Source organism: Neobacillus sp. Soil_C_43 (genome assembly GCF_057656715.1).
This window is the reverse complement of sequence record NZ_JBDGJV010000023.1, coordinates 17,216-29,298: the sequence shown is the minus strand read 5'-3', so window position 1 is coordinate 29,298 and position 12,083 is coordinate 17,216. Positions and strand designations below refer to the sequence as shown.

Sequence of the window (12,083 nt, the reverse complement as noted above, 5' to 3'; positions counted from 1 at the left end):
ATTTTTTTGCAAAAACAAAGTTTTTGCAGACTACTCTATCTACAAAAACAGTTTTTAACGGATAATTGCGACAGTTGCGGCACCAACTTCAATTCCACATGCTTTTCCGAGTTTTTTCATCGAATCTACATATCGAACCGGAACTTCTATGCCAAGAGCTACTTCTACAGCTTTAGCTGTAACCTTTGGTTCAGCATCGCTTGCAACGACTAACTCTTGTACATTACCTTCCTTAAGTGCTTTAACTGCTTGTTTTGTTCCTATAACAAACTTTTGTGCCTGAAATACTTTTTCATAAGACATAAATCATATCCTCCAAAGTATCAAATGAATAGGAGCACCTTTGATATAGTATCATCTTACCAAATAGATGTCAACAAATGTTTCGATATTTTATTCAAGATAGCATTTGGTAATCTTTTCTTAAAATACGGTACCTGCAATAATGCAGGTACCGTTATCTTACTTAGTCAATCAAAACGGTCTCTTCAGAGGTTGTATCACGAAGAACTGGCTCCGCTTTACGGTAGCGTTGCATTCCTGTTCCAGCAGGAACAAGCTTACCGATGATAACATTCTCCTTCAAGCCAAGTAATTCATCACGCTTGCCTTTGATCGCCGCATCTGTAAGAACTCTTGTAGTTTCTTGGAAGGATGCCGCAGACAAGAATGAATCCGTTTCAAGAGATGCTTTTGTAATACCAAGTAACACCGGACGGCCTGTTGCAGGCAATTTGCCCTCAAGTAACGCCCTTTCGTTAGCATCAGTGAATTGATGAATATCAAGTAGTGTACCTGGAAGTACTTCTGTTTCACCTGCATCACCAACACGGATTTTACGTAACATTTGGCGAACCATTACTTCCACGTGCTTATCGCCAATTTCTACCCCTTGCATGCGGTAAACTTTTTGTACTTCACGCAATAGGTACTCTTGAACCGATGTAACGTCTTTGACTTTGATTAACTCTTTCGGATCAATTGAACCTTCAGTAAGTTCTTGACCACGAGCAACCTTATCATTGATCGCCACTTTTAAACGTGCTGTGTATGGAGCGTTATAAGTACGTGATTCAACTTCGCCTTGAACGACGATTTCATGCTGACGGTCACGTCCTTCATTAATTCCAACAACTACACCTTCAATTTCAGAGATAACAGCTTGACCTTTAGGGTTACGCGCTTCGAAAATCTCTTGGATACGCGGTAAACCTTGGGTAATATCGTCTCCCGCAACACCACCAGTATGGAAGGTACGCATGGTTAACTGTGTTCCTGGTTCACCAATGGATTGAGCAGCAATAATACCAACTGCTTCACCCACTTCAACTTCCTGACCAGTTGCCAAGTTACGGCCATAACATTTCTTACATACACCATGGCGTGTATTACAAGTAAATGCCGAACGGATTTTTACAGTTTCAATTCCTGCACCGACAATGATTTCTGCTAAATCTTCTGTAATTAAACCATTTTCAGGAACAAGTACTTCTTTTGTTTCAGGGTGCTTAATTGGATTACGTGCATAACGTCCAATTAAACGCTCATCAAGTCCTTCAATGATTTCTGTACCATCTTTTAATGCACTAATTATAAATCCACGATCTGTACCACAATCGTCTTCACGGACAATGACATCTTGAGCAACGTCAACAAGTCGACGTGTTAAGTAACCTGAGTCAGCAGTCTTAAGGGCTGTATCAGCAAGACCTTTACGCGCACCGTGCGTAGAGATAAAGTACTCTAATACGGTTAAGCCTTCACGGAAACTTGATTTAATTGGTAACTCAATGATACGACCAGCCGGGTTGGCCATCAGACCACGCATACCAGCAAGCTGTGTAAAGTTAGATGCGTTACCACGGGCACCAGAATCACTCATCATGAAAATAGGATTCGTCTTATTTAAGGATTTCATCAGTTTGCCTTGAATAACATCCTTAGCTTGAGACCATATCGCAATCACACGATCATAACGCTCTTCCTCGGTAATAAGACCGCGTCTAAATTGCTTTGTCACGTTATCAACTTTACCTTGAGCTTCTTGTAGGATTTGCTGTTTCTCGCCAAGTACGACAATGTCAGCTACACCAACGGTAATACCAGCTTTTGTTGAATGTTTAAATCCAAGATCTTTCATGCGGTCAAGCATTTTAGACGTTTCAGTAATTTTGAATCGCTTAAATACTTCTGCAATGATATTACCAAGGATTTTTTTCTTAAACGGATCTACTAATGGCATTGATTTGATTTTAGCTAGAATATCTTCACCTTTTTCAACAAAATACTTGGCAGGTGTTTCAACTTCTAGGTTATGTCGAGTTGGTTCATTGATATATGGGAAGGACTTCGGAAGAATCTCATTAAAAATAAGCTTACCTACCGTAGTTATTAATAGCTTATTATTTTGTTCTTCAGAGAAAGTCTCATTTCCTAATGATCCAGCATGAACCGCTACACGAGTATGGAAATGAGCATATCCATTTTGATATGCAAGAATAGCTTCGTTTGTATCTTTGAAAATCATACCCTCACCGACTGCACCTTCACGCTCTAGAGTTAAGTAATAGTTACCTAACACCATATCCTGGGAAGGAGTAACAACCGGTTTACCATCTTTAGGGTTTAGGATGTTTTGCGCTGCAAGCATTAATAATCTAGCTTCCGCTTGCGCTTCAGATGAAAGTGGTACGTGAACAGCCATTTGGTCACCATCGAAGTCCGCATTGTATGCTGTACATACAAGTGGGTGAAGGCGAATCGCCCGTCCTTCAACAAGTGTTGGTTCAAATGCCTGGATACCTAATCTATGCAATGTAGGGGCACGGTTCAAGAGAACTGGATGCTCTCTAATAACATCTTCAAGTACATCCCATACATCTGGAGATACGCGTTCAATTTTACGTTTAGCAGATTTGATATTATGGGCTAAACCTTTTTCAACAAGCTCCTTCATAACAAATGGCTTGAAGAGTTCAAGTGCCATTTCTTTAGGAAGACCACATTGATACATTTTTAAGTTTGGACCTACAACGATTACAGAACGACCAGAATAGTCAACACGCTTACCAAGCAAGTTTTGACGGAAACGTCCTTGTTTACCCTTTAACATATGTGAAAGAGATTTTAGCGGACGGTTACCAGGTCCTGTAACTGGACGGCCACGACGACCGTTATCTATCAAGGCATCAACTGCTTCTTGGAGCATACGCTTTTCGTTTTGAACGATGATGCTTGGTGCACCAAGGTCTAATAAACGCTTTAAGCGGTTGTTACGGTTAATTACTCGGCGGTATAAATCGTTTAAGTCAGAAGTCGCAAATCTTCCTCCATCCAATTGAACCATTGGACGAAGTTCAGGAGGAATAACAGGCAGTACGTCAAGAATCATCCAATCAGGTTCGTTTCCAGAACCACGGAATGCTTCTAACACTTCGAGGCGCTTAATGGCACGTGTACGACGTTGACCTTGTGCTGTTTTTAGTTCTTCCTTTAAAATATCTACTTCTTTATTTAAATCGATATCAGAAAGAAGTTTTTTAATCGCTTCAGCGCCCATGGCAGCTTGGAATTTGTTTCCGTACTTTTCACGATAGGCACGATATTCTTTTTCAGATAGAAGCTGCTTTTTATCAAGAGCAGTATCTCCTGATTCTGTTACTACATAAGAAGCGAAGTAAATAATTTCTTCTAATGCACGAGGGGACATATCTAGAACAAGTCCCATTCGGCTCGGGATTCCTTTGAAATACCAAATATGAGATACAGGTGCTGCGAGTTCGATGTGACCCATACGCTCACGACGGACTTTTGCACGAGTTACTTCAACCCCACATCGGTCACAAACGACGCCTTTATAACGGACACGCTTATATTTACCGCAATGACATTCCCAATCCTTTGTTGGACCGAAAATTCGTTCGCAGAACAAACCGTCCTTTTCAGGCTTTAACGTACGATAGTTAATGGTTTCTGGCTTTTTCACTTCTCCGAATGACCATGAACGGATTTTATCCGGTGAAGCAAGACCAATTTTCATATACTCAAAATTATTAACGTCAAGCAAGGGGCCTACCTCCCTTTCGATATCCAGGTTTTACCCTAATGCAATAAAAAGTGGAAGCGCGCGGGTTAGCCCCGACAAGCAAATGTTCTCCAGTCGGAAAGTCGTTTTTTGACTTTTTGGTTGGAGGTTATTTGACCTCGAGGGGCTGCGCGCTGCAACTAGATTAATTAAAAGCGTACAGCGCACACACGGGTTGTGCGCTGTAGCTCAGATATTTAATTGTTTACTCTTTTGAACCCACTTTTTCAGATTCAAGGCTTGGCGCATCTGGAACAATGTTTAACGTATCGACTTGTTGTAAGTCATCCTCGTCTTCCGTGTCGCGCATTTCTATTTCTTTTTCATCACCAGATAGGATTTTTACATCCATACCTAAGCTCTGAAGTTCTTTAATTAATACTTTAAATGACTCAGGAACGCCTGGTTCTGGAACATTTTCACCTTTAACAATGGCTTCATATGTTTTCACACGACCAACGACGTCATCTGATTTAACAGTAAGGATTTCTTGAAGAGTATATGCAGCACCGTAAGCTTCAAGTGCCCATACCTCCATCTCTCCGAAACGCTGTCCACCAAATTGTGCTTTACCACCAAGTGGCTGCTGTGTAACAAGAGAGTATGGTCCAGTTGAACGAGCATGAAGTTTATCGTCAACCATGTGAGCCAGCTTAATCATATACATGACACCAACGGATACACGGTTATCAAATGGTTCTCCAGAGCGGCCGTCATATAGGACAGTTTTCGCATCGCGAGCCATACCTGCTTCTTCAATTGTTCCCCAAACATCTTCCTCACGCGCACCATCAAATACTGGAGTGGCAACGTGAATATTAAGTGCTCTTGCAGCCATACCAAGGTGAAGCTCAAGCACCTGACCGATGTTCATACGTGAAGGTACCCCTAATGGGTTTAACATGATATCGACTGGTGTACCATCTGGTAAATAAGGCATATCTTCTTCTGGTAAAATCCTTGAGATAACCCCTTTGTTACCATGTCGTCCTGCCATTTTATCGCCTTCATGAATCTTACGCTTCTGAACGATATAAACGCGAACAAGCTGATTAACACCTGGTGGCAGTTCATCTCCATCTTCACGATTGAAGACTTTAACATCATGAACAATACCGCCGCCGCCATGTGGAACTCGCAATGACGTATCACGAACTTCACGGGCCTTTTCTCCAAAGATTGCATGTAATAGACGTTCTTCAGCCGTTAATTCTGTTACACCTTTTGGCGTAACCTTACCAACTAGAAGGTCACCATCTTTTACTTCAGCACCTGTGCGAATAATACCGCGCTCATCCAGATTACGAAGTGCATCTTCACCTACGTTTGGAATATCACGTGTAATTTCTTCAGGTCCTAGCTTTGTATCTCGAGATTCTGACTCATATTCTTCAATATGAATGGATGTATACACATCGTCTTTTACAAGACGCTCACTCATAATGATCGCATCTTCATAGTTGTATCCATCCCAAGTCATAAAGGCAACAAGAACGTTACGTCCAAGTGCTAACTCACCTAATTCCATTGAAGGACCATCAGCAAGAATTTCACCTTTTTTCACTCGATTACCAACAGCAACGATTGGACGTTGGTTGTAGCAAGTACCTTGGTTAGAACGGATAAACTTTAATAAACGATATTTCTTAAGATTGCCTTTTACTTCTTGGCCATCTACTTCTTTCATTTCACGAACCCAAACTTCACGAGCTTCAACGTGTTCTACGATACCATCAGTCTTACAAATGACGGCTGCACCGGAGTCTTTTCCTGATACATATTCCATACCTGTACCAACTCTTGGAGCCTCTGGCTGCATAAGAGGTACTGCTTGACGCTGCATGTTTGCACCCATCAAGGCACGGTTGGAGTCATCGTTTTCTAAGAACGGAATACAAGCTGTTGCAGCAGAAACAACCTGTTTTGGTGATACATCCATATAATCGATACGGTCGCGATTAACAACAGTGTTCTCACCACGGAAACGCGCAACAATATCTGCATCAACGAACGAACCATCATCACCAAGACGGGAATTCGCCTGTGCGACTACATAGTTATCCTCTTCATCCGCTGTTAAGTAATCGATCCGGCTTGTTACCTTGCCAGTGTCAGGGTCAACACGACGGTAAGGTGTTTCAATAAATCCGAACCGGTTTACTTTTGCATAAGATGATAGCGAGTTAATCAAACCAATGTTTGGACCTTCCGGCGTCTCAATCGGACACATACGTCCATAGTGGGAATAGTGAACGTCACGAACTTCAAAGCCTGCGCGCTCACGTGTTAAACCACCAGGTCCGAGTGCAGATAGACGGCGCTTATGCGTTAATTCAGCAAGTGGATTTGTTTGATCCATAAACTGAGATAACTGAGAGCTTCCGAAGAACTCCTTGATCGATGCAATAACTGGACGAATATTAATTAGCTGCTGTGGTGTGATTGTTGCTGTATCTTGAATAGACATTCTTTCACGTACCACACGTTCCATACGGGATAAACCGATACGGAATTGATTTTGCAACAATTCACCAACAGAACGTAGACGTCTGTTCCCTAAATGGTCGATATCATCTGTATCGCCTACTCCATGCAATAAATTGAAGAAGTAGCTGATAGAAGCAATGATATCGGCAGGTGTAATATTTTTAATTGGTTCCGCCACATAAGCGTTACCCAATACATTAATTACTTTTTCATTTTCATCACCAGGTGCATAAATCTTAATGCCCTGTAAAGTGATTTCATCCTCAACCACACCGCCAGCAGGATTAAAGCCTTTGAAATTAATGTTCTTTTCAAGTGCCGGGATAATTCTATCTAGGTTTCTTCTATCTAGAACGGTTCCCTTTTCAGCGATAATTTCACCTGTTTCAGGATCGGCAAGCGATTCTGCTAAACGTTGGTTAAATAAACGGTTTTTAATATGAAGCTTCTTATTAATTTTATAACGTCCTACATTTGCAAGATCGTAGCGCTTTGGATCAAAGAAGCGAGAAACTAATAAGCTTTTTGCGTTATCAACTGTAGGTGGTTCACCTGGACGTAGACGCTCATAGATTTCAAGAAGCGCTTTATCCACACCTTCTGTGTTGTCCTTCTCAAGAGTATTACGAATATACTCATTGTCTCCAATCAATTCAATGATTTCTTGATCAGAGCCGAAGCCTAATGCACGCAAAAGAACCGTAACGGGCAGTTTCCGAGTACGATCTATTCTCACATATACGACATCTTTGGCATCTGTTTCATATTCCAGCCAAGCGCCGCGGTTCGGAATTACAGTAGCTGTAAATCCTTTTTTTCCATTTTTATCAAGTTTACCACTAAAGTAAACGCTCGGTGAACGCACTAATTGTGAAACAATAACGCGTTCTGCCCCATTAATGACAAACGTACCTGTTTCAGTCATAAGTGGGAAATCACCCATGAACACATCTTGATCTTTTACTTCGCCTGTTTCTTTGTTCACAAGACGTACTTTTACACGTAATGGAGCAGAATATGTAACGTCCCGTTCTTTTGATTCTTCTACAGAATACTTTGGATCGCCAAGGCTGTAATCAATAAATTCCAGTGATAGGTTACCAGTAAAGTCTTCGATCGGTGAAATATCTTGAAACATTTCACGCAATCCCTCATCCAGAAACCATTGATATGAAGAGGTTTGGATTTCAATAAGATTTGGTAATTCTAAAACTTCACTGATTCGTGCGTAACTTCTTCGTTGGCGGTGTCGTCCATACTGAACTAGTTGACCTGTCAACTGATTCACCCCTCAAATCAAGCGTTTTTTAATAAATCTATTAACGTCTACCGGAAGGAAAAATAACCCTTCTCATTAGACAAAAAGAAAAAGGGTTTTTTACTCAAAAACCACATTTTCACATTTTGACTATTATTTTGTCATCATTTCCTTCTTATCCATTTTTTATACTATAAACTTCAGTATTTTAAGGAATAATTCGGAAATTATTATGATGGCATTTTATAATGCTACCACAACGCAAATTCCAAGTCAACTACTTTATCGCTTTAACAATAAAATAACCCTTGGATTTGTCAATAGTCTCTACTTCGGAAAATAGTGTCTTTAATTTTTCAATGGCAGATGGTGCACCTTGCTTCTTTTGAATAACTACCCACAGCTCACCTTTCGAAACAAGATGATTGTAGCTTTGTTCAAAAATATCATGCACTGTCTGTTTTCCCGCTCTTATAGGCGGATTGGTTAGGATTGCAGCAAAATTCATTTCATTTACATTTATTAGCCTGTCACTTTCATACACTTTAACATTTTCAATCTTGTTTAATGCTGCATTTTCTTTTGACAGTTGAATCGCCCGTTCATTCACATCTACCATATGAACCACACGATCATGATACTGTTTCGCAATAGACAAACCGATAGGACCGTAGCCGCAACCTACATCCAGAACGAATCCTTCTGTCTGAGGCATTTCAAAAGACTCAATCAATAAACGTGAGCCAAAATCTACTTCTCTTTTTGAAAAAACACCGTTATCCGTCTTAAAACGGAAGACGTTATTTTTTAACATAAAATCCCAAAATTTCGGATCACTTTCAACCTTCTGGGTACGAGAATAGTAGTGTTCAGACATAAAGCTCACCTCCCGAGGAGTATATAATGAAGAAAAACGAGGAATTCCTTTTAACTATTCAAGCACTTCCGTTCTTAAAATAGCCAAAAAAAGCCCGCTTATACAGCGAGCTTTTTTATATGGTTATTACTTAACTTCAACGTTAGCTCCAACTTCATCAAGCTTAGCTTTGATTGCTTCAGCATCTTCTTTAGACACGCCTTCTTTGATTGCTTTTGGAGTGTTGTCAACAAGATCTTTTGCTTCTTTAAGACCAAGGCCTGTGATTTCACGAACAACCTTGATAACTTTGATTTTTTGATCTCCAGCGCTAGCAAGGATTACATCAAATTCAGTTTGCTCTTCAACAGCAGCAGCACCAGCGCCGCCAACCATTGCTACAGGAGCAGCAGCAGTTACGCCGAATTCTTCTTCGATTGCTTTTACAAGATCGTTAAGTTCTAAAACAGTCATAGATTTAACTGCTTCAATGATTTGTTCTTTAGTCATGATTAATTTCCTCCTTAGTATTGGTTACATTTTATTTGGTAGGCTTCAGATTAACTTACGCGCCTTGTTCTTCTTTTTGATCTGCAACTGCTTTTGTAGCAAGAGCAAGATTGCGAATTGGAGCTTGTAGTACGCTGAGTAGCATAGAAAGCAAGCCTTCGCGTGATGGTAGGTCAGCAAGAGCTTTAATTTCTTCAGCTGATGCGACGTTTCCTTCAATTACACCCGCTTTAAGTTCAAGCGCTTCGTGCTTTTTAGCAAAGTCATTCAAGATTTTAGCTGGCGCTACTACATCTTCAGTACTGAACGCGATTGCGTTAGGACCTGTTAATGCATCATTTAAGCTAGAAAGCTCAGCAGCATCAGCAGCACGGCGTACCATTGAATTCTTGTAAACTTTAAATTCAACGCCTGCTTCGCGAAGTTGTTTACGAAGTTCAGTTACTTCAGAAACTGAAAGACCACGATAATCAACAACGACAGTTGATACACTTGCTTTTAACTTATCAGTAATTTCGTCAACTATTTGTTTTTTTACTTCGATTGCACTGCTCATCTTTACACCTCCTGTAGATTGTCTACATTTATACCAGGCAAGTAAAAGCCTCCATATCGATCATAAGACATGGAGGCAGCATACAACAGCCGAAAGTTTTCAGCCAATTCTATCGCATTACCTCGGCAGGTTATTAAGCTATAATGCCCCTGCTGTCTACAGTACAAATGTTTATTATATTAAACAACAAAATACATTATATAAAATGCATTTCAGAATGTCAATTGGTAAAAATTACTTAGCTGTAACTGAAGAAGGATCTACCTTCACGCCAGGTCCCATAGTTGAAGCAACAGTAACGTTCTTCATATAAGTTCCTTTTGCAGCAGATGGCTTAACTTTAAGCAATGTTTCAAACACAGTTTGGAAGTTTTCAACAAGCTTTTCGTTTTCGAAAGATGCTTTACCGATTGGTACATGAATGTTACCAGACTTGTCAACACGGTATTCAACTTTACCTGCTTTGATTTCGTTGATCGCTCTTGTTACATCAAATGTAACTGTACCTGTTTTAGGGTTTGGCATTAAGCCTTTAGGTCCTAATACACGTCCTAGTTTACCAACTTCACCCATCATGTCAGGAGTTGCTACGATTACATCAAATTCAAACCAACCTTGTTGGATTTTGTTGATGTATTCAGAATCACCTACATAATCAGCACCAGCTGCTTCTGCTTCTTTCACTTTCTCACCCTTCGCGAATACTAAAACGCGTTGAGTTTTACCAGTTCCGTTTGGAAGCACAACTGCACCACGGATTTGTTGGTCAGCTTTCTTAGGATCAACGCCTAAGCGGAAAGCCACTTCAAGAGTAGCGTCAAATTTTGTGAAGTTAGTTTTCTTCGCAAGATCAATTGCTTCTGCAACTGGATATGCTGTTAAACGATCTACAAGCTTTGCAGCTTCTAAATACTTTTTACCTTTTTTAGCCATTTTTATTTCCTCCTAGAATGTGGTTTTAGCGGAATAACCTCCCACGAATAAAGGTTGCGTAATAACGCAACCCCACTCATTACAACAATAAAACTAACATGGATTAATCTTCGATTACGATACCCATGCTGCGTGCAGTACCTTCAACCATGCGCATTGCTGCTTCAACGCTTGCTGCGTTTAGGTCAGGCATTTTTTGTTCCGCAATCTCGCGTACTTTATCACGCTTTACTGTTGCTACTTTATTACGGTTAGGTTCACCTGAACCAGACTGGATTCCAGCTGCTACTTTCAAAAGAACGGCAGCAGGAGGAGTTTTCGTAATAAATGTAAATGAACGGTCTTCAAATACCGTGATTTCAACAGGGATAATCAAACCAGCTTGATCTGCTGTACGGGCGTTAAATTCTTTACAGAATCCCATGATATTAACACCTGCTTGACCTAATGCAGGACCAACCGGTGGCGCTGGGTTAGCTTTACCAGCAGGGATTTGCAATTTAACCATTTTAATTACTTTTTTAGCCACGAGACACACCTCCTTAAAGTCCGTGATGTGGTTAATGGGGTATTTACCCCTCCCACTCAACAATAGTCTTTATATTATAATCATAAAGAACTTTACAAAAGTCATGTCCCCATTGGAGACATACTGACCTATGAAATATTACCACTTTTTAAAAATGATTTCAAGTTTTTTTACAATATCAGATTATTTTTCTTTAAAAAACGCCTTATCAAGGTATTTCTTACAGTTTTTCAATCTGTGTAAAATCAAGTTCAACCGGAGTATCTCGACCAAACATATTTACAAGAACTTTAAGTTTCGCTTTGTCCTTGTCCATTTCTTCAATAGATCCAGTGAAGTTTGCAAAAGGACCTTCTTTTACGCGGACCGTTTCACCAATTTCATAATCAATATCCACACGTTTTTCTTCAACGCCCATGCGCTTCAGTAAAACTGTTACTTCTTCTGGTAATAGTGGTGTTGGCTTTGAACCTGATCCAGCCGATCCAACAAACCCAGTGACACCTGGTGTATTACGTACGACATACCAAGAATCATCTGTCATGACGATCTCAACAAGTACATATCCAGGGAATACTTTACGTTTTACTACCTTTTTCTTACCGTTTTTTATTTCTGTTTCTTCTTCTTCTGGAACAACTACGCGGAAGATTTTATCCGACATGCCCATTGATTCGACACGCTTTTCTAAGTTGGCCTTTACTTTATTTTCATAACCTGAGTAAGTATGGACTACATACCAATTTTTTTCCATTTAAGAGGACTAGACGTCCGTCCCTCCCTATTCCTAAAAGATAAAAACTATTTTTTAAGCAAATAAAAAACCCGTCAAAACGGGTTTTTAGCTAAAATTTCCTTTGATGTTTACCA

General features: G+C 40.2%; 9 protein-coding genes and 1 other annotated feature. All 9 genes read right to left on the bottom strand.

Going from position 1 to position 12,083, the window contains the following annotated elements:
- Nucleotides 1-54: 54 nt before the first annotated feature.
- The 9 genes from AC3A54_RS22535 to nusG all read right to left on the bottom strand — a co-directional run bounded on the left by AC3A54_RS22535 (nucleotide 55) and on the right by nusG (nucleotide 11,967).
- A complete protein-coding gene (locus AC3A54_RS22535) occupies nucleotides 55-303 on the bottom strand; it encodes a 50S ribosomal protein L7ae-like protein (RefSeq protein WP_308081572.1) in 249 nt (82 codons plus the stop codon).
- A gap of 163 nt (nucleotides 304-466) precedes the next feature.
- The gene (rpoC, locus tag AC3A54_RS22530; RefSeq protein WP_308081573.1) at nucleotides 467-4,066 is read right to left on the bottom strand and encodes a DNA-directed RNA polymerase subunit beta'; all 3,600 of its coding nucleotides are present in this window, start codon (nucleotides 4,064-4,066) and stop codon (nucleotides 467-469) included.
- Nucleotides 4,067-4,289: 223 nt separating this feature from the next.
- The gene (gene rpoB, locus AC3A54_RS22525; RefSeq protein WP_335544675.1) at nucleotides 4,290-7,850 is read right to left on the bottom strand and encodes a DNA-directed RNA polymerase subunit beta; all 3,561 of its coding nucleotides are present in this window, start codon (nucleotides 7,848-7,850) and stop codon (nucleotides 4,290-4,292) included.
- 256 nt (nucleotides 7,851-8,106) lie between these two features.
- Nucleotides 8,107-8,706, bottom strand: coding sequence for a class I SAM-dependent methyltransferase (locus AC3A54_RS22520; RefSeq protein ID WP_487656307.1), 600 nt, complete (start codon nucleotides 8,704-8,706; stop codon nucleotides 8,107-8,109).
- Nucleotides 8,707-8,832: 126 nt separating this feature from the next.
- On the bottom strand, nucleotides 8,833-9,195 hold the full coding sequence (rplL, locus tag AC3A54_RS22515; RefSeq protein ID WP_066321249.1) for a 50S ribosomal protein L7/L12: 363 nt from the start codon (nucleotides 9,193-9,195) through the stop codon (nucleotides 8,833-8,835).
- A 55-nt stretch (nucleotides 9,196-9,250) separates the two neighbouring features.
- Entirely contained in the window at nucleotides 9,251-9,751 is a 501-nt protein-coding gene (gene rplJ / locus AC3A54_RS22510; RefSeq protein WP_308081576.1) for a 50S ribosomal protein L10, read from the bottom strand.
- 33 nt (nucleotides 9,752-9,784) lie between these two features.
- Nucleotides 9,785-9,931: a sequence feature (ribosomal protein L10 leader region), on the bottom strand.
- A 54-nt stretch (nucleotides 9,932-9,985) separates the two neighbouring features.
- Nucleotides 9,986-10,684, bottom strand: a complete 699-nt coding sequence (rplA, locus tag AC3A54_RS22505; RefSeq protein WP_308081577.1) for a 50S ribosomal protein L1 — start codon at nucleotides 10,682-10,684, stop codon at nucleotides 9,986-9,988.
- A 103-nt stretch (nucleotides 10,685-10,787) separates the two neighbouring features.
- The gene (gene rplK, locus AC3A54_RS22500) at nucleotides 10,788-11,213 is read right to left on the bottom strand and encodes a 50S ribosomal protein L11 (protein WP_071458930.1); all 426 of its coding nucleotides are present in this window, start codon (nucleotides 11,211-11,213) and stop codon (nucleotides 10,788-10,790) included.
- Between the two features lie 220 nt (nucleotides 11,214-11,433).
- The gene (nusG, locus tag AC3A54_RS22495; RefSeq protein WP_308081578.1) at nucleotides 11,434-11,967 is read right to left on the bottom strand and encodes a transcription termination/antitermination protein NusG; all 534 of its coding nucleotides are present in this window, start codon (nucleotides 11,965-11,967) and stop codon (nucleotides 11,434-11,436) included.
- Nucleotides 11,968-12,083: the final 116 nt, after the last annotated feature.

Coding starts and splice junctions, on each gene's coding strand:
- rplJ (WP_308081576.1), bottom strand. CDS start 9,751: ATGAGCAGTGCAATCGAAGTAAAAAAACAAATAGTTGACGAAATTACT.
- AC3A54_RS22520 (WP_487656307.1), bottom strand. CDS start 8,706: ATGTCTGAACACTACTATTCTCGTACCCAGAAGGTTGAAAGTGATCCG.
- rplA (WP_308081577.1), bottom strand. CDS start 10,684: ATGGCTAAAAAAGGTAAAAAGTATTTAGAAGCTGCAAAGCTTGTAGAT.
- nusG (WP_308081578.1), bottom strand. CDS start 11,967: ATGGAAAAAAATTGGTATGTAGTCCATACTTACTCAGGTTATGAAAAT.
- rplL (WP_066321249.1), bottom strand. CDS start 9,195: ATGACTAAAGAACAAATCATTGAAGCAGTTAAATCTATGACTGTTTTA.
- AC3A54_RS22535 (WP_308081572.1), bottom strand. CDS start 303: ATGTCTTATGAAAAAGTATTTCAGGCACAAAAGTTTGTTATAGGAACA.